Source organism: Mycolicibacterium tokaiense (assembly GCF_010725885.1).
GTDB classification, from domain to species: domain Bacteria; phylum Actinomycetota; class Actinomycetes; order Mycobacteriales; family Mycobacteriaceae; genus Mycobacterium; species Mycobacterium tokaiense.
Map to the genome: position 1 here is coordinate 6,259,935 of NZ_AP022600.1, position 18,141 is coordinate 6,278,075.

17 protein-coding genes are annotated in these 18,141 nt (G+C 68.4%); 5 read left to right on the forward strand and 12 right to left on the reverse strand.

The window, feature by feature from the left end:
* Window positions 1-22 precede the first annotated feature (22 nt).
* Both G6N58_RS30085 and G6N58_RS30090 read right to left on the reverse strand, forming a co-directional pair.
* The gene (locus tag G6N58_RS30085; protein WP_115280301.1) at window positions 23-829 is read right to left on the reverse strand and encodes an Fpg/Nei family DNA glycosylase; all 807 of its coding nucleotides are present in this window, start codon (window positions 827-829) and stop codon (window positions 23-25) included.
* Between the two features lie 3 nt (window positions 830-832).
* On the reverse strand, window positions 833-1,312 hold the full coding sequence (locus G6N58_RS30090) for a ribose-5-phosphate isomerase (RefSeq protein ID WP_115280300.1): 480 nt from the start codon (window positions 1,310-1,312) through the stop codon (window positions 833-835).
* A 432-nt stretch (window positions 1,313-1,744) separates the two neighbouring features.
* Between G6N58_RS30090 and G6N58_RS31150 the strand changes: the two genes are divergently transcribed.
* A complete protein-coding gene (locus tag G6N58_RS31150; protein ID WP_163908561.1) occupies window positions 1,745-3,151 on the forward strand; it encodes a hypothetical protein in 1,407 nt (468 codons plus the stop codon).
* A gap of 76 nt (window positions 3,152-3,227) precedes the next feature.
* Here the strand turns inward: G6N58_RS31150 and G6N58_RS30100 are convergent, their stop codons facing one another.
* Window positions 3,228-3,671, reverse strand: coding sequence for a nucleoside deaminase (locus G6N58_RS30100; protein ID WP_115281946.1), 444 nt, complete (start codon window positions 3,669-3,671; stop codon window positions 3,228-3,230).
* 76 nt (window positions 3,672-3,747) lie between these two features.
* Between G6N58_RS30100 and G6N58_RS30105 the strand changes: the two genes are divergently transcribed.
* On the forward strand, window positions 3,748-4,389 hold the full coding sequence (locus tag G6N58_RS30105; protein WP_115280299.1) for a flavodoxin family protein: 642 nt from the start codon (window positions 3,748-3,750) through the stop codon (window positions 4,387-4,389).
* A 19-nt stretch (window positions 4,390-4,408) separates the two neighbouring features.
* On the opposite strand, the gene G6N58_RS30110 is transcribed toward G6N58_RS30105, so the two are convergent.
* Entirely contained in the window at window positions 4,409-5,017 is a 609-nt protein-coding gene (locus G6N58_RS30110) for a mycothiol-dependent nitroreductase Rv2466c family protein (RefSeq protein ID WP_115280298.1), read from the reverse strand.
* A gap of 214 nt (window positions 5,018-5,231) precedes the next feature.
* On the opposite strand from G6N58_RS30110, the gene G6N58_RS30115 reads away from it, so the two are divergent.
* A complete protein-coding gene (locus G6N58_RS30115; protein WP_115280297.1) occupies window positions 5,232-5,648 on the forward strand; it encodes a DUF732 domain-containing protein in 417 nt (138 codons plus the stop codon).
* Between the two features lie 123 nt (window positions 5,649-5,771).
* Window positions 5,772-8,354: an aminopeptidase N gene (gene pepN / locus G6N58_RS30120; protein ID WP_115281945.1), complete on the forward strand. Its 2,583-nt coding sequence runs from the start codon at window positions 5,772-5,774 to the stop codon at window positions 8,352-8,354.
* Between the two features lie 4 nt (window positions 8,355-8,358).
* Here pepN and G6N58_RS30125 read toward each other — a convergent pair whose 3' ends face one another.
* The 5 genes from G6N58_RS30125 to G6N58_RS30145 form a co-directional block, all read right to left on the reverse strand.
* Window positions 8,359-9,285: an SDR family oxidoreductase gene (locus G6N58_RS30125; RefSeq protein WP_115280296.1), complete on the reverse strand. Its 927-nt coding sequence runs from the start codon at window positions 9,283-9,285 to the stop codon at window positions 8,359-8,361.
* Between the two features lie 69 nt (window positions 9,286-9,354).
* On the reverse strand, window positions 9,355-10,239 hold the full coding sequence (locus G6N58_RS30130) for a helix-turn-helix transcriptional regulator (RefSeq protein ID WP_163908563.1): 885 nt from the start codon (window positions 10,237-10,239) through the stop codon (window positions 9,355-9,357).
* A 58-nt stretch (window positions 10,240-10,297) separates the two neighbouring features.
* Complete coding sequence (locus G6N58_RS30135) at window positions 10,298-10,780, reverse strand: DUF5130 domain-containing protein (RefSeq protein ID WP_115280295.1); 483 nt, start codon at window positions 10,778-10,780, stop codon at window positions 10,298-10,300.
* Entirely contained in the window at window positions 10,767-10,973 is a 207-nt protein-coding gene (ctaJ, locus tag G6N58_RS30140; RefSeq protein ID WP_115281944.1) for an aa3-type cytochrome oxidase subunit CtaJ, read from the reverse strand. The genes G6N58_RS30135 and ctaJ overlap by 14 nt, the downstream gene beginning before the upstream one ends.
* An 82-nt stretch (window positions 10,974-11,055) precedes the next feature.
* Entirely contained in the window at window positions 11,056-11,706 is a 651-nt protein-coding gene (locus G6N58_RS30145; RefSeq protein ID WP_115280294.1) for an HNH endonuclease, read from the reverse strand.
* 116 nt (window positions 11,707-11,822) lie between these two features.
* Between G6N58_RS30145 and G6N58_RS30150 the strand changes: the two genes are divergently transcribed.
* Window positions 11,823-12,218, forward strand: coding sequence for a globin (locus tag G6N58_RS30150; RefSeq protein WP_115280293.1), 396 nt, complete (start codon window positions 11,823-11,825; stop codon window positions 12,216-12,218).
* A gap of 4 nt (window positions 12,219-12,222) precedes the next feature.
* Here the strand turns inward: G6N58_RS30150 and G6N58_RS30155 are convergent, their stop codons facing one another.
* The 3 genes from G6N58_RS30155 to G6N58_RS30165 are packed head-to-tail and all read right to left on the reverse strand — an operon-like array spanning window position 12,223 to window position 18,127.
* The gene (locus tag G6N58_RS30155; protein WP_115280292.1) at window positions 12,223-12,909 is read right to left on the reverse strand and encodes a DUF8010 domain-containing protein; all 687 of its coding nucleotides are present in this window, start codon (window positions 12,907-12,909) and stop codon (window positions 12,223-12,225) included.
* Entirely contained in the window at window positions 12,897-13,322 is a 426-nt protein-coding gene (locus G6N58_RS30160) for an acyl-CoA thioesterase (protein WP_115280291.1), read from the reverse strand. The genes G6N58_RS30155 and G6N58_RS30160 overlap by 13 nt, the downstream gene beginning before the upstream one ends.
* Window positions 13,319-18,127, reverse strand: coding sequence for an NAD-glutamate dehydrogenase (locus tag G6N58_RS30165; RefSeq protein WP_163908565.1), 4,809 nt, complete (start codon window positions 18,125-18,127; stop codon window positions 13,319-13,321). The genes G6N58_RS30160 and G6N58_RS30165 overlap by 4 nt, the downstream gene beginning before the upstream one ends.
* Between the last annotated feature and the right edge of the window lie 14 nt (window positions 18,128-18,141).

Below are 18,141 nucleotides of genomic sequence, written 5' to 3' on the forward strand. Positions count from 1 at the left end.
CGGGAGTTCGCTGGCTACGCGGTCAGGCCTGACAGGTCGGGCACCAGAACAGGTTGCGCCCTTCGAGTTCCACCGTCTTGACCGGCGTCGCGCAGATGCGGCACGGCTCCAGGGCCCGGCGGTAGACGTAGGTTCGGGGCCGCCCGGTCCGGTACGACGGTGCGCCGTGATCATCCTCGAGGCGGACCACCACGATCTTGCCCCGGCGTAGACCCACTTTCATCAGCTCGACGAGATCGGCCCACATGCCCGCGAACTCGTCAGAGGTGATGTCCGTTCCCGGGCGGAAGGGGTTGACGCGGTGCCGGAAGAGCAACTCACTGCGGTAGACGTTGCCCACCCCGGCGAGCACCGATTGATCCATCAACAGCGCCGCAATGGGTCTGCGAGACTTCGTGATTCGTTGCCAGGCAGGGGCCGGGTCGGCGTTCTTGCGCAACGGATCGGGGCCGAGCTTGGCCACCACCTCGGTGACCTCGGCTTCGTCGATCACCTCACAGACCGTCGGGCCGCGCAGATCGGTGCCGTACTCGGCACCGATCATCCGCATCCGCACCTGCCCCACCGGCTCCGGGATGGCGTCGACGTCGGCAGCGGGGAATTCGTTGAACGAGCCGTAGAGGCCGAGGTGCACGTGCACCACCCGCCCGCCGTCGTAGTGGTGAAACAGATGCTTACCCCAGGCCTCGGACGTGCGCAGCACCCGACCGTCCACCACGGCTGCGCCGTCGGCGAATCGGCCCTGCGGGCTGCCGACGCGCACCGGCGCGCGACCGTATCGGCGTTGGTGCAGGCGGGCCAGCCGGTGCAGGGTGTGCCCTTCGGGCATGTGTTACTCCGCGGCGCCTGGCACGGGCGGTGCCTGGTGAGTGCGCTCGTACTCGGACAAGATGTCGATGCGGCGCTGATGACGGGGCGCCTCCGACCACGGAGTGCTCAGGAAGGCGTCGACGATGGCGAGCGCCTCGTCGGTGGTGTGCATGCGACCGCCGATGCCGACCAGTTGAGCATTGTTGTGCTGGCGGGCCAGCGAGGCGGTTTCGGTGCTCCAAGCCAGGGCACACCGTGCACCCGGCACCTTGTTCGCCGCGATCTGTTCACCGTTGCCCGATCCGCCGATCACGATTCCCAAGCTGCCCGGGTCCGCGACCGTCCGCTCGGCCGCCGCGATGCAGAACGCGGGATAGTCGTCCTCGGCGTCATAGCTGTATGCACCGCAGTCCACGGGGTCGTGGCCGGCGGCGGTCAGGTGATCGAAGATGGCCTGCTTGAGTTCGTATCCGGCGTGGTCGGCACCGAGGTAAACGCGCATGGCGGTAACCCTACTTTCCTGCGGCACGATCGCCGCCGCCACTGTCAGACGTTCATTGACAGCAAACAGATGCGCGCACTTGACGCAGCCACCTTCAGCCTTCTCGATACAGATGAATTCACAGCTCTGAGCATTTAGGACACGTCGCCGTGGCGATAAAAACAATTGACGACATCGTTGAACCGCAGCAAGAAGCGCCAATACAGCCGAACCATGCTCGCGTGTAGTTGCATACGCAACGATAGGTAAGGCTTGCCTAGGGGTAGGTCTTGACGGGTGAACCCGCAAACCCAACAATCAGGGCGGCCGTTCACAGGAATCGCCAAGAAACCACATATGCCTGCGCTCGCAGGCCGTCATCCCGATGGGGGTTGGTACATGTACGTCAAGTCCGGACGCCACAGGGCGACGCACCGTTCCGTGCACAAGCACGTGGCTACGGGTGTTGCCGGCGCGGCAATGGTGGGCCTCGGCGCCCTGGTGGCCGCCGGCGCCGCGTCGGAGGAACCGTCGGTGTCTGCAGCCGTGCACACCGAGGTGACGCTGGTCAACGACGAGACTCCGATCAACCCGTTCCTGTACACGGAGGGAGGCCCGGCCACCGCGTCGGCCAATGTCTACACCGGCGCGACGGTCATCGGTGAGGGCGGTTTCCTCATCGGCAACGGCGTCGACGCCGCCGCCAACTGCTCCGGCAGCGCCTGCAACGGCGGCAACGGCGGACTGCTGTGGGGCAACGGCGGCGCCGGCGCCAACGGTGGCAACGGCGGCAACGCCGGGTACTTCGGCGGCAGTGGCGGCGACGGCGGTGCCGGTGTCGATGCGGTCTACGACCCGACGACGGGTGCGCTGATCTCGGCCGCCTCCAACGGCGGCAACGGAGGCAGCGCCGGCCTGTTCACCGGCGACGGCGGCAATGGCGGCGCCGGCGGCGCCGACACGAACGTCAACGCGACCGGCGATGTCGACGCTGTGGGCGGTGCCGGCGGGCGCGGCGGCAACGGCGCGACCTTCAGCCCGAGCAACGCGGGTGACGGCGGCGCCGGCGGCAGCGCCAGCTCGCTGTTCGGCAATGCCACCGGCGGCAACGGCGGCATCGGTGGCGGCGCGACCATCGGCATCCCCTTCTCGCAAGACGACACCACCACCTACGGCGCGGGCGCCGGCGGTGCCGGCGGTTCGGCCAGCGTGGGCGACGCCACCACCAACACCGGTGCCGCGACCCAGACCGCCACCGGCGGCAACGGCGGCATGGCCGGCAAGGGCACCCTGTCAGGGGGCAGCACTCCGGAGGTCCTGGGACGCGGCGGCGGCAGTGGCGGTTCGGCGACCGCCGGAGGCGACGCCAAGGCTGTCGGCGGTTCCGGTGGCGACGGCGGCGAGCGCCTCATCGGCCGTGGCACCAACGGCGGCAACGGCGGCAAGGCCACCTCGCAGTCCGGCTCGGCGACCGGCGGCGCTGCGGGCAGCGGCGGCGACTCCATCGCCACCGGACTCGGCGGCCGCGGCGGTCGCGGCGGCGCTGCCGAGTCGACCGGCGGCAACACCATCGGTGGCCGTGGCGGCAACGGCGGTAACGGCGGTGCCATCCAGGGCATCGGCGGCCAGGGCATGAGCGGCGGCGCGGCCACCGGCGGCACCTCGCGCGGCGGCAACGGTGGCACGGGCGGCAGCGGCGGCCTGAACGCCAACGGCGGCAATGGCGGCAGCGGCGGCAGCGCCAACCCGGACGCAGGCAAGGCCGGCACCGGTGGCAACGGCGGCGCCGGCGGCCAGGGCGGCCTCGGCGGCAGCACCGGCAGCCAGGGCAACGACGGCAGCGACAACGCCAGCCCGTAGTCAGTCAGCTCGAGCAGCAGCCCCGGTTTCCGCGTGGAGCCAGGGCTGCTGCCTCTGCGCTTCTGACGGGTGGCGGTCAGCTGACGCCGATGTCCTCGTTCCACAGCTGCGGCTGGGCGGCGATGAAGTCGGTCATCATGGACACGCAGCGCGGGTCGTCGAGCAGGGTCACCGACACTCCGTGTTCGGCCAACCAATCGTGACCACCGGTGAAGGTGCGGCTCTCCCCGATCACCACGGCACCGATGTTGAACTGCCGCACCAGGCCGCTGCAGTACCAGCACGGCGACAGCGTGGTCACCATGATTGTCGACCGGTAGTCGCGCTGGCGTCCGGCCGCGCGGAAGGCGTCGGTCTCGGCATGCACCGACGGGTCGTCCTGCTGCACACGGCGGTTGTGACCACTGCCCAGCAGCGTCCCGTCAGCGCTGAACAGCGCCGCCCCGATCGGGATCCCGCCCTCGTCCAGACCCTTCCGGGCTTCGGCATAGGCAACGTCGAGCATCTCCGCGGGCGTCATGGCATACACCGTGGCCTGCCGGTCGCCGCGATGCAACACCAGGAACATTCCACGGTGGCCTGCAGTTGTCCGAAACGTGCGAACCCTGGTGATCAGCGCAAGCCCGCGAGATGACGGCAACTCCCACACTCTCGCCGCGGCCGCGGTGGCCGGCGCACACGGGGCCGGCCACTCGGTGGATCTGGTTCACCTCGACGACTACGTCCACAGCATGCTCGGCAACTGCCGCGAGTGCCGCCGCCCTGATGACGGCACCTGCAGCCTGGACGACCGTTACCAGGAACTCTTACTGGACCACGTGCTGCCTGCCGACGGCATCATCTATGCGATGCCGCTGTACTTCTACGGCATGCCCGCCCGGCTCAAGACCGTCTTCGACCGGCTGTTCTGCTACACCGCCAACAGCGCGCCGCAACGCGACGACGTGGTGGCCGGGATCATGGACAAACGGGTCGCGGTCCTGATCTCGTGCGAGGAGAACTATGTCGGCGCCACCCAGGGCGTCGTCGCGCAGTTCCAAGAGTTGACCCGCTACCTGCGCCAGGACCTGGTGGGTGTGGTGGTGGGCAATGGCAATAGCCGCGGTGAAATCGTCTGCGATCCAACAGATCCCGTTGACAGGGCCCGCGCCACTGCCGCGCGGCTGTACGACACCAGGGTGACGGACTACCGGTTGGACACGGTGCGCTCCAACCGCGTGTGGGAGCTACCCGCATAGGGGCAGCTCCCGTCGCGCGTCAGTCGAATTCGGGGCGCTCGGTGCGGGTGCGCTTGAGTTCCCAGAAGTGCGGATACGACGCGAACGTCACCGACGCGTCCCACAGCTTTCCGGCCTCTTCGCCGCGCGGGATACGCGAGATGACAGGACCGAAGAACGCCACGCCGTTGACGTGAATTGTGGGGGTACCGACGTCCTCGCCGACGGCATCCATCCCGGCGTGGTGGCTCTTGCGCAGCGCCTCGTCGTACTTGTCGGTGGTGGCGGCCTCGGCCAATTCGGCAGGCAGCCCGACCTGCGCCAGCGACTTGGCGATCACGTCGTCGAAATCTTTGTTGTCCTCGTTGTGGATCAGCGTGCCCATCGCGGTGTACAGCGGGGACAGCACCTCCGAGCCGTGCGCCTGCTCGGCGGCGATCGCCACCCGCACCGGGCCCCAGGCCTTCTTCATCATCTCCTGGTACTCCTCGGGCAGGTCACGCCCCTCGTTGAGCACCGCCAGGCTCATCACGTGGAATTCGACGTTGATATCGCGGACCTTCTCAACCTCGAGAATCCAACGTGAGGTGATCCAGCACCACGGGCACAGCGGATCGAACCAGAATCCAGCAGTATCTTTCCCGGCCATCTCGGCATTCCTCTCGGTGGTCAGACTTCAACTTTCAGCACAACTTGCGATGCCGCTGGTGTGTTCCCGTCCAACACGGACGCATCACATACCGCGCCCATGAAACGCATAGGGTTCGAATCTTGACCGAACCGTGTTACGGACGTTACCCGAGTAGACCACCGTTACCTGCGAGACCAGAGTGCTATCCGATCCACCTCGAGCAGGAGCTCCCATGGCTTATCGCACACCCACCGTCGTCGCACTCTCCACAGCATTGGCCACCGCCGCCGTCGTGGCCGCCGGTCCTGCCGAAGCAGATCCCAACAACGACTTCTTGAACCTACTGACCAGCGCGGGAATCGCCTATGGCAACGCAGGCGACACCACCGACCTGGGCCGCCAGGTGTGCAACATGCTGGTGCAGCCGGGCAAGGACTTCGCGTCGACGGTGGCCGAGGTGCAGAACCGGGGCGTGAACCCGGACATGGCCTCGTTCTTCGCCGGCATCGCCATCCAGGCGTACTGCCCGCAGTTCCTGGCGTCGGTGGCCGACGGCAGCGTGCTGAACCAGCTCAACGGACTCGACGGCCTGACGGGACTCAACGGACTCGTCGGCTCCAGCCTGCTGTCCGGACTCGGCGCCTTCTAGCACGAGCCCGGCCCTGCTCCCCCTCGCTGCGCTGGGGGGACCGCCACCCCGGCTCCGCCGTCGCCGCATCGGCGACCGGCCTTCTAGCGCACCCTGCCGCCACGGCCATTAGTGTTGGCGGACGTGGCACTTCCCAACCTGACTCAGGACCAGGCCGCCGAGCGCGCCGCCCTGGTGACCGTCGACAGCTACCGGATCTCGCTGGATCTCACCGACGGGAGCGCGGCTCCCGGTGAGCGCACCTTCCGGTCGGTGACGACCATCGAGTTCGACGCCCTCGCCGGCTCCGACACCTATGTCGATCTGGCCGCCGACCGCGTCCGCAGCGCCAGCCTCAACGGCCACGACATCGACGTCTCTGCCTACGACGAGTCCACCGGCATCGCGCTGAGTGGACTCGCCGAACACAACGTGGTGGTCATCGACGCCGACTGCAGCTACTCCAACACCGGGGAGGGCCTGCACCGCTTCGTCGATCCCGTCGACGGCGAGGTGTATCTCTACTCGCAGTTCGAGACCGCCGACGCCAAGCGGATGTTCGCGTGTTTCGATCAGCCCGACCTCAAGGCCGCCTTCGACATCACCGTCACCGCTCCTGCCCACTGGCAGGTGATCTCCAATGGCGCCACCACGCTGGTCGAAGACTCCGGCGAAGCGAAGGTGCACACCTTCGCCACCACGCCGCGGATGAGCACCTATCTGGTGGCGTTGATCGCCGGTCCCTACGCACGCTGGGACGACACCTACAGCGACGAGCACGGCGAGATCCCGCTGGGCATCTTCTGCCGCGCCTCGCTGGCCGAGTTCATGGACTCCGAGCGGTTGTTCACCGAGACCAAGCAGGGATTCGCGTTCTATCACCAGAACTTCGGCACCCCTTACGCATTCGGCAAGTACGACCAGCTGTTCGTACCCGAGTTCAACGCCGGCGCCATGGAGAACGCGGGCGCGGTGACCTTCCTCGAGGACTACGTGTTCCGCTCCAAGGTCACCCGCGCCTCCTACGAACGCCGCGCCGAGACGGTGCTGCACGAGATGGCGCACATGTGGTTCGGCGACCTGGTCACCATGCAGTGGTGGGATGACCTATGGCTCAACGAGTCTTTCGCCACCTTCGCCTCCGTGCTCTGCCAGGCCGAGGCCACCGAGTACACCGAGGCGTGGACCACCTTCGCCAACGTGGAGAAGTCGTGGGCCTACCGCCAGGACCAGCTGCCCTCGACGCACCCCGTGGCCGCCGACATCCCTGACCTGCACGCCGTCGAGGTCAACTTCGACGGCATCACCTACGCCAAGGGCGCCAGTGTGCTCAAGCAGCTGGTGGCCTACGTGGGACTGGAGTCGTTCCTGGCGGGACTGCGGGACTACTTCCGCGACCACGCCTTCGCCAACGCCACCTTTGGGGATCTGCTGGGGGCACTGGAGAAGTCGTCGGGCCGCGACCTGTCCGGCTGGGGTCGCCAGTGGCTCAAGACCACCGGCTTGAACACCCTGCGCGCGGACTTCGACGTCGACGCCGACGGCGCATTCACCCGCTTCGCCATCACCCAGGGCGGGGCGGCGCCGGGTGCCGGCGAGACCCGGGTGCACCGGCTGGCCGTCGGCATCTACGACGAGGACGCCTCGGGCAAGCTGGTCCGGGTGCACCGCGAAGAGCTCGACATCGAAGGATCGAGCACAGATGTCCCTGCGCTGCAGGGCATTTCACGGGGCAAGCTGATCCTGGTCAACGATGACGACCTCACCTACTGCTCGCTGCGGCTGGACGCGGAATCGCTGCAGAACGCGCTGAGCCGGATTGCCGACATCGCCGAGCCACTGCCCCGCACCCTGGTGTGGTCGGCCGCGTGGGAGATGACCCGCGAGGCCGAACTGAAGGCCCGGGACTTCGTGACGCTGGTGATGAGCGGGCTGCACGCCGAGACCGAGGTGGGGGTGGCCCAGCGGCTGGTGCTGCAGGCCCAGACCGCCCTGGGCTCGTACGCCGAGCCGGGCTGGGCACAGAGCACCGGCTGGCCGGCCTTCGCGGACAAGCTGCTTGACCTGGCCCGCGAATCCGAACCGGGCTCGGACCATCAGCTCGCGTTCGTCAACGCGCTGTGCACCTCGGTGCTCTCGCGCAACCACGTCGCGGTGCTGGCCACCCTGCTGGACAACGAGCCCGCCGCGGTGAATCTGTCCGGGCTGGTGATCGACACCGACCTGCGCTGGCGCATCGTCACTGCGCTGGCGGCCAGCGGCGACCTGGATGCCGACGGCACCGACAGTCCGTTCATCGACAACGAGGCCGCCACCGATCCCACCGCCGCGGGCCGGCGAAATGCCGCCGCCGCCAAGGCTGCCCGCCCGCAGACCGCGGTCAAGGAGGCCGCGTGGACCCAGGTGATCGAGGACGACACCTTGGCCAACATCACCGGGCGCGCCATCATCGGGGGCATCGTCCGTCCCGGTCAGGGCGAGCTGCTGCTGCCGTTCACCGAGCGGTACTTCGAGACCATCTCCGCGATCTGGGAGCGCCGTTCCAGTGAGGTGGCCCAGACCGTGGTGGTGGGCCTCTACCCGTCCTGGGACATCAGCCAGGCCGCCATCGACGCGGCCGACCGGTTCCTCGGCGGCGACGTCCCGCCCGCCTTGCGGCGGCTGGTGCTCGAGGGCCGCGCCGGGGTGGAGCGCGCCCTGCGCGCCCGCACCTTCGACGCCGGGTAGCGGCTCAGGCCGTGGCGAACTGCACGCCCACCAGTGTCTCGGAGATGTCCCACAGGCGCTTCGCCTCCGCGGCGTCGCGGGCCGGGCGGTACACCTCCTGCTCGGCGGGCGGGCCGGACAGGTGTTGGAACCTACTGGGACCGTAGAACTTCCCGCCGGAGGCGGCCGGGCTGGTGGCGGCGTACAGCGCAGGCAGCAGCCCGACGTCGACGGTGTTGAGTACGCCCAGTCGGGACATGGCCCTGATCACCCGGACACTGACGGTGTCACTGGAGCGGCCCATGCCCGGCTGGGCGGCCAGCAGGTTGGTGGGCGTGACGCCGGGATGGGAACCGTTGCTGGTGATGCCCCAGCCGGCGGCCGCGCTGCGGCGGTCCAGCTCCAGCGCGAACATGAGGTTGGCGATCTTGGACTGGCTGTAGGCCTTGCCACTCGACCAGGACTTCTCGAAGTTCAGGTCATCCCAGTTGATCGCGCCGCTGCGGGCCGAGATGCTCGACTGCGTGGTGACCCGCGCCCGCCCCTGCGTCAGCAGCGGCAACAAGCGGGCGGTCAACGCGAAATGGCCCAGATGATTGGTGCCCCACTGCAATTCGAACCCGTCGGCGGTGCTCTGCCGCTTCGGTGGATTCATCACGCCGGCATTGTTGATCAGCAGATGGATCGGCCGGCCCTCGGCGGCCAGCTCACCGGCAAGATCGGCCACCGACTGCAGCGCAGACAGGTCCAGTCGCCGGGTGCTCACCACGGCGGCGGGCACCCGGCCCCGGATGGTCTCGACGGCGGCAGCGCCCTTGTCGGGATTGCGCACCGGCAGGATCACCTCGGCGCCCGCGGCTGCGAGGCGGCCCGCCAGGCCGAGGCCGATCCCGTCACTGCCTCCGGTCACCACCGCCAGCTTGCCGCTCAGATCCGGCACGTCGAATGTCATGCAAACTCTCCTCGGTCATCGGTCGTGAAACGCTCTACGACCACGGTCCCCGATGACCGGCACCCGGATTCAGAGTCGAGCTGTCCACTGATCGGCGGTCCCTGCCTGCACCCGCTCGTCACGCAGATAGGCCTGCGGATCGGCACCCAGAGCGGCGAGTTTGGCGTAGCTGGGAGTGCCCGGCTCGGCGGTGAACACCAGCAGGGTGTGCAGCAGCGCCGGGTCGTGCAGGACCTGGCACTGCACGTCGAGCACCCCCAGGACGGGGTGGGCGATGCGCTTGTGGAGATCGTTGTGCGCAGAGACGTCGTGCAGCTTCCACAGCTCGGCGAACTCCGCGCTGCGCCGCAGCAGGTCGTCGACGATCTGCGCCGACCGCGATCCGGGCCCGTCGCGCACGTAGGCCACCCGGGTCCCCGCCACCCAGGTGCGCGAGATGTGTGGATGGTCGGCCTCCGGGTAGACCTCGCGCGCGCCCGGGTGGGTGAACCAGCGGTAGACCACACTCCGGGCGAAGCCCTCGTAGCGCGTCTCATCGCCCAGCAGTGCCCGCGCGGCCGGCGTCTGCACCAGGGTCTCCCCCAGCGCCGACATCACCTGGGCCGGGGTGTCCTGCAACCTCTCCAGGATCCGCATGGTGGCCAGGCTGACCTGTTCGGACGCCGGACGACGGGCGGGGGCGTTGTGGCCGGCCAGCCGGAACAAGTGATCGCGCTCGTCGAGGTTGAGCCGCAGCGCCCGGGCCAGCGACGCCAACACCTCGGCCGACGGCTGCGGGCCGCGCTGCTGCTCCATGCGGGTGTAGTAGTCGGTCGAGATCACCGCCAGGGCAGCCACCTCTTCGCGCCGCAGTCCCGCGGTGCGCCGCCGCGGGCCGGTGGGCAACCCGACATCGGCCGGCGTCAGCGCCTCACGGCGGGTGCGCAGGAAGTCAGCCAGTTGACCTTGGTCCATGACCACAGTGTCCCAGGCTCACAGCGGCCTGCCAGGGATCAGCAGACCCCCGATAACGTCAGGGCCTGGCGATGCCTGCCGACATCACCCGCACGGCGCTGACCAGACCGTCGATCAGGTTGCCTTCCTTGAAGGCCGAGGTGGCTGCGGCCACTCCGAGGGGCGCGGCCGACTCGGCACCGCGGCCCTGCAGACCAGACCCGTAGACGATCTCGATGACCTTCTGGTTCGGCGACACCGCGATCAGCACGGCCTCGTCCGGCGTGGGCACCTTGGCCAGGAGCGCGCGTGCCGCGGCGGCGCTGGGGGCGCCCAGGTCGCCGATGTAGACCGCAAAGCGCGCCTTGGCAGCTCGTGAGCCCCACTTCAGCGCCTCGTCGAGTTCCACCCGCTCCTTGATGGAGAACGGGTAGGTCTCCGACAACTCGCCGGGCTCGGTGACCCCGGAGAGCCGACCGCTGTAGGTCATGGCCCAGCCGTAGGGCAGCTTCTCCGATTCCCGCTTCAGGACCTCGGTGGTGGGTTCACTACCACTTGCCACTTGCGCCACCTCCCACGGTGAATTCGTGCGAGCCGTGTCCGTGTGCGTCGCCGATCACCTCGTCGGTGGCGGCCCACAGGATGGGCTCATGCGTCCATTGCTCGGACAGCTTGTAGGAGGCTGGGTGCGGCCCCGGCTTGCGCAGGAAGATCACGGCCAGCAGCAAGAACAGCAGCAGCGGCACCCCGCCCATGACGGAATGGGCAATCGCGGTCTCGGTCACAGTCCCAAACCTATCCCACCAACTACGCAGCGTCGGAGTGAGCCGCCGTTTTTCAGGCTGCGCCCTCGCCGAGGTATCTCACCCAGGCCGGATCCAGCTCCTTGACCGTGGACAACAGCCGCCAGTGCTGCCCCTTGGGCGGCGTGGGCGTCACACGCAGCGTCCAGCCCAGCTCCGAGAGCAACTTGTCGGCCTTGCGGTGATTACAGCTGGCACAGCACGCCACGCAGTTCTCCCAGGTGTGCTCGCCGCCGAGGCAGCGGGGCACCACATGGTCCACGGTGTCGGCCTTGGCTCCGCAGTAGGCGCAGCGGAAACGGTCTCGGTGCATCAGGGCTGCCCGCGTCATCGGGACCCGCGCCCGGTATGGCACCCGGACGAACGTGCGCAGCCGGATCACCGACGGCACGGCAATGGTGCGGGTCGCGGAGTGGATCACCGGCCCCGCGGGGTCGTCGTGCACCACGTCGGCCTTGCCGCACAGCAGCATGACGATGGCGCGCCGCATCGGCAGCGCCGTCAGCGGCTCGTAGGTGGAATTGAGCAGGAGCACCCGGCGGCGACCCCACACCGACGTCGCCTCGTTCGGGGGCGACATCGCGGTGTCGACGGTGTGCAGCGGCGTGGCTACACCAGACCCGGATCGGCCCACCGCCGCGCGGTGTCCAACCCTATTCAGTTGGTTTCGCTTGCGCTGGGCCATTGGTCCCTCCGCGGACAGTCCACCACGGATCAGCGGCCACCGCACGACAATTTCGGCCGTGTTCGCAGGTCAATCCGGTGAACATCGTGTGACGTGTCGAAACGCATAATGGAGCCGTGCCCTCGGACCCGAATTCCTTCTACGACGCCGTCGGCGGCGCCGACACGTTCCATCGAATCGTCTCGCGGTTCTACGAGCAGGTGGCCGACGACGAGATCCTGCGACCGCTGTATCCCGACGACGACATGGAGGGCGCCGAGACCCGGCTGCGGATGTTCCTCGAGCAGTACTGGGGCGGGCCGCGGACCTACTCCGATCAGCGTGGGCACCCCCGCCTGCGGATGCGGCACAACCCCTTCCGGATCGGGCCGCTGGAGCGCGACGCCTGGCTGCGGTGCATGCACACCGCGGTGGCCGAGATCGACGGTTCCACCCTCGACGACGAGCACCGCAAGGCGCTGCTGGACTACCTGGAGATGGCGGCGCAGTCGATGATGAACTCGCCGTTCTGAGCGCTCAGCGCAGCACCAGCGCCGGATCGCCGCGGCGGCGGTACACCGAGCCGAAGCGGGCATCGATCCGCAGCCACGCCGGCAGCACCCGCACCCGCACGATCTCGTCGGCGGTCACCGACTCCGGCGCCAACTCCCCTTCACCGCTGCTGGACTGCGGCAGGAAGCGCATGGCCGTCAGCGCGAACACACAGCGCATCGGGATCCCGACGCTCACCCCGTCGGCGCTGACGCTGATGACCTCCTGATCCAGCAGCGACACCGGCGGCCCCTGCGCGCTGCCGTGCTCGCGAGCCAGCGTGACCCCGCGCTGGGCCAGGTCCAGCATCACCCGGGCCGGCACATCGTCGAGATGGGCGAACCCGGCCTCCGGCGGCAGCACACCGCGCCACGACGAGTCCATCGCCCACCCCGGGTCCACGAAGCCGGCGGCGTCCACCGATTCCAGCCCCCGCAGCAGGGCGTCGGCACCCGCCGACACGTCGTCCGGGCGCACCGTGCCGCCGATGGCGCGGCCCGCCAGCACGTCGAAGTTGGTGGCCACCCACGCCCCCAGCAGCCCGTCGGAGCGGGCCCGGATCCGGATCACGGCGGCGTCGTCGAGGGTCTGTGCGCGCTCGACGAACCTGGTCAGATCGGCCCGGTGCACCGGGTCGGTCAGCCACAGGCCGCGCTCGCCTAGCGAACCCATCGCTCCAGGTACTCCCGGTGCGTCGGCGACATCCGCACCAGCTTCTGTTCTTTGATGTCGAAGGCCGCCAACTGGGTTTCCCCGATCACGGCAGGCCGCGAATCCGGATCGGCGCCGACCGAGCGCACCTCGTAGGCGAGGGTGAAGTCGACGGCGCGCAACCGGCTCACCCAGATCGTCACCTGCAACGGCGAATCGACCAGTCGCAGTTGGCCTTTGTAGGACACCTTGACCTCGGCGATCAGCAGGCCCACCTCGGTGATGGTGGGACCGAACGCCGGCGCCAGGAACGGCACCCGCGCCTCTTCCAGAATGGTGACCATGGTGGCGTGGTTGACGTGCTGGTACATGTCGATGTCGGACCACCGCACCCCGACGGGTGTGACGAACCGTTCCGTACTTCCTGACGTCAAGCCGAGGACCCCGATCGTGTCATGTTCCTGATCTGACGCGCGGCCACCGACAGGGTGGCCAGATCGCGCTCGTCGTCGCGGTAGATCTCATCGAGGGTGCGCCGCGCCCGCGCCAACCGCGAACCGTTGGTGTGGTGCCACTCGGCGATCTTCTCCTCACCGCTCTCGTCGGGTTCGCCGACGGCCAGCAGATCGAGGGTCAGCGTCCGCAGCGAGCTGTAGATGTCGTCGCGAATCGCCAACCGCGCCAATGCATGCCAGCGGTCATCACGGGGCAGCCCGGACACCGAGGTGAGCAGACCGTCGGTGCCGAGGTGATCCATCAGCGCGAAGTAGGTGTCGGCCACCTCGGTCTCGTCGCGGTCGACGATGTCGGCGACGTCGATGATGTCGAGCAGGCTGTACTGGTACAGACCGCTGGACACCATGTAAGCCAGGTCCTCGGGCACCCCGTGTGAGGCGAACTCGGCGGCTTCCTTGGTGACGATCGCCTTGTCGTCACCACGCAGCCAGTCCCGCATCCGCGGGGTCAGTGCAGCGACCTTGGTGGCAAAGCGGTTGATCTCGGCACCGACCGCCAGCGGCTGCGGGCGGTTGTTGAGCAGCCAGCGGCCGGCGCGGTCCACCAGTCGTCGCAGATCCAGGGTCATCCGGTCCGAGATATGCACGGGGACATCGTTTTCCAGGCTGGCTTCGCGGATCCGCCGCCAGACGTCGCCGACGCGGAAGATCGCGTCGGTGGCGACGTAGGTGCGCACCGCGTCCACCGGGGCGACGCCGACGTCCTCGGTGACGCGGTAGGCGTAGCTGATCCCGCCGGTGTCCACCAGATCGTTGACCAGCATCGTGGTCACGATCTCGCGTCGCAACTGATGATTGCGGATCTCACCGGCGAAGTTCTCCCGCAGCGGCGCCGGGAAGTACGACGGCAACCGGGAGGCGAACACGTCCTGGTCGGGCAGTTCACTGGCCAGCACATCGTCCTTGAGCGCCAGTTTGACGTGGGCCATCAGCGTTGCGAGTTCAGGCGAGGTGAGGCCCAGCCCCAGCTCGGTGCGCCGCCGGATCTCCTTGTCCGACGGCAGCGCTTCCAGTTCCCGGTTCAGCCCCCGGGTCTCCTCGAGCTCCTTGATCTGTCGGGCGTGCACGTTGAGCAGGCTGGCCGCGTTGGCCCGACTGGTGCCCATCAAGTCGTTCTGGGCGGCATTGTCGGCCAGCACCAGGGTGCCCACCTCGTCGGTCATCGACTCCAGCAGACCCGTGCGCTCCCCCTCGGGGACCTCACCGAGGGTGACCAGGGAATCCACCAGGATCTTGATGTTGACCTCGTGATCGGAGCAGTCCACCCCGGCCGAGTTGTCCAGGGCGTCGGTGTTGATCCGCCCGCCGGCCAGGTCGAACTCGATCCGTCCCAGGGAGGTGACACCGAGGTTGCCACCTTCGCCGATCACCTTGGCGCGCACCTGATTCCCGTTCACCCGCACCGGGTCGTTGGCGCGGTCGCCGACGTCGGCGTCGGACTGGCTCTCGGCCTTGATGTAGGTGCCGATGCCGCCGTTCCACAGCAGGTCCACCGGAGCCTGCAGGATCGCCTTCACCAGGGCCGGTGGGGTCAGGTCGGTCACGTCGGCGCCCAGACCCAGCACGTCGCGCACCTGCGGGGTGATCGGGATCGACTTCTGCTCGCGGCTGTAGATGCCGCCGCCTGCTGAGATGAGCGAAGTGTCGTAGTCATCCCAGGTGGACCGCGGCAGGTCGAACAACCGTCTGCGCTCGGTGAAACTGGTCGCCGCATCCGGGGTGGGGTCGAGGAAGATGTGCATGTGGTTGAAGGCCGCCACCAGCCGGATGTGTTCGGAGAGCAGCATTCCGTTGCCGAACACGTCACCGCTCATGTCGCCGATGCCGACGACAGTGAAGTCCTGGGTCTGGGTGTCGACGCCCATCTCCCGGAAGTGCCGTTTGACACTCTCCCACGCGCCCTTGGCGGTGATGCCCATGGCCTTGTGGTCGTAGCCCACCGAACCGCCGGAGGCGAAGGCGTCGCCCAGCCAGAAGCCGTAGGACTTGGCGACGTCGTTGGCGATGTCGGAGAAGGTCGCGGTGCCCTTGTCGGCGGCCACCACCAGATAGGCGTCGTCGCCGTCGCGGCGCACCACCCGCTGCGGCGGGGTGACGGCCTTCGACGCGGGGTCGACGTTGTCGGTGACATCCAGCAGCCCGGAGATGAACAAGCGGTAGCAGGCCACGCCTTCGGCGCGCACCGCCTCCCGGTCGTTGCCCAGCGGCGGGTTCTTCACCACGAAGCCGCCTTTGGCGCCCACCGGCACGATCACCGCGTTCTTCACGGCCTGCGCCTTGACCAGCCCCAGCACCTCGGTGCGGAAATCCTCACGTCGGTCCGACCACCGCAGACCTCCGCGGGCGACGGAGCCGAACCGCAGGTGCACACCTTCCACCCGTGGTGAGTACACGAAGATCTCGAACTTGGGGCGCGGCAGCGGAAGCTCGTCGATCAGCCCGGGGTTCAGTTTCACCGCCAGCACACCGTTGCTGCGCGCCGAGTTCTCGTCGGTCACGAAGTAGTTGGTACGCAGCGTGGCCTGCACCAGCGAGGCGAAGGCCCGCAGCACCCGGTCGGTGTCCAGGCTCACCAGCGCGTCGATGTCGGCCGCCACCGCAGCGGCCGCCAGCTGAGCCCGCTGCGAGCGGTCGGCTTCGGCCAGATCCGGGTCGAACACCGCCTCGAACAGCTGCACCAGGGCGCGGGTGGTCAGGGCGTTGCCGTTGACCACCGTCTCGATGTGCGACTGACTGTAGGGAAAACCGGCCTGCCGCAGGTACTTCGCGTAGGCGCGGATGATCGTGACCTGCTGCCAGGTGAGGCCGGCGCGCAACACCAACTCGTTGAACCGGTCGATCTCCACCCGTCCGTGCCAGATGGCGGTGAGGGTGTCGGCAAACCGCTGCGCCACGTCGTCGACATCCTCGGGGGCGGCCGGGGCGATGGTGGGGTGCGACGAGATGCGGAAGTGGTACATCCAGACCGCAAGTCCATCCGGCCGGGTGACGGTGAACGGCCGCTCGTCGAGCACGATGACACCCATGCTCTGCAACATCGGCAGCAGCTCACTCAGGGACGCCGAGCGCCCGCCGAGGTACCACTTCAGCCGGGCGTTGCCGCCGTCGCCGGCATCCTCGAAGACCAGCTTGACGGTGTTCTCGGCCAGCGCCTCGATGATGGCGATGTCGTCGATGGCCTCCACCGGGGTGACGGCCTGTTTGTAGACCTCGGAGAACGCCGAGGAGTAGTGCTCGGCCAGCGGGGCGACCGGTGATCCGGGAGCCACCGCCCCCAAGAGCCGGTCACCCCAGGTGCGGGCGGCCTCGGTCAGCAGCTGCTGGATGCGGCGCTCGTTGGGCTCGGAGACGTCGATGGTCTGCGGATCGGTCTGCGGCGGCATCTTGACCGTGAAATGCACCAGCGCCCAGGGTGATTCGCTGACCCGGGCCGAGTAGTCGATGCTGGTGCCGCCGAACTCGCGCACCAGGATGTCCTGCATCTCCAGCCGCACCGCCGTGGTGTAGCGGTCTCGCGGCAGGTACACCAGGCAGGACACGAAGTGGCCCAGCTGATCTCCGCGCACGAACAGCAGGCTGCGTCGCCGCGACCCCAGATCGATGACCGCCTCGGCCATGTCGCGCAGTTGTTCGGCCGACAGCGCGAACAGCTCAGAGCGCGGGACCGTCTGGATGACGTCGATCAGCAGCTGCCCGGGGTGGCCGGGATCCTGCTCGGCCAACGCGAGCGCCGCGTGAACCCGCTTGGACACCAGGGGGATCTCCAGCACGTTGGCGCTCATCGCGGCAACGGTGAACAGGCCCACGAAGCGGTGCTCGACGGCGTGTCCGGCGCCGGCATTCTCCCGCACCACGACGATGTAAGGATAGGTCCCGTAGCGCAGATAGCTCGGGATCGTGGCCTGCGCGAGCACCAGCAGATCGTCGTCACTGGTGAGCTGCGGCAGCACGTCCTCACGGAACTTCAGCACCCCGAGTCGGCTCGAGGTGTCCACCGACGCGCGGCCGTCGCTGACCGGGCATCGCTGGTAGCCGAGCACCACGAAGTGGCTGTCGGCCAGCCAGCGCAGCAGGTCGGCGACGTCGCTGCGGTCGGGTCCGGAGAAGCGACCCGAGTCGTCGGCGTCCAGCAGGGCGGCCAGGCTCAGCAGCGCCGAGCCCATCGCGACCGAGTCCAGGGACACCTGACGGGCGTCGGTGAGCACGCGGGGCAGGGCCTCGACAGCCTGGTCGAGCGCGGCGCGGTTCACCGACTCCGCCAACTGGATGTGGATCCACGTCTCAGCCGGGGCGTCGCCGGTGCCGGGCACCACGTCCTCCAGCTCGCCGGTGGCGTCGCGGCGCACCCCGAACACGGGATTCATGATCGCGGTATAGGCGACGCCGAGACGGTGCAACAACAGTGTCACCGAATCCATCTGCATGCCACCGTGATCGGCGACCACCTGCAGCGCCGGAGCGAAGTCCTCATCGCCGACGTGCACGGCAACGGCGACCTGCCCCGGCGCCCGCCGGCGCGCCAGGGCGACGTGCGCTGCCAGCAACGCGGCGGAGACCAGATGGTCCTCGGTGCCTGCCTGGCGCAGGGGACCGGTGTCAGCGGTATCGGCGCCGGGGGCGTCCCCGTGCGGCCCGCGATACGTGTCCTGGTAGGCCTGGCTGAGCTTGGCCATCAGTTCCGGGGAGAGCACCGACTTCTCTGTGGCACCCGGGTTCACCGTCATGCTGGATCACTCCT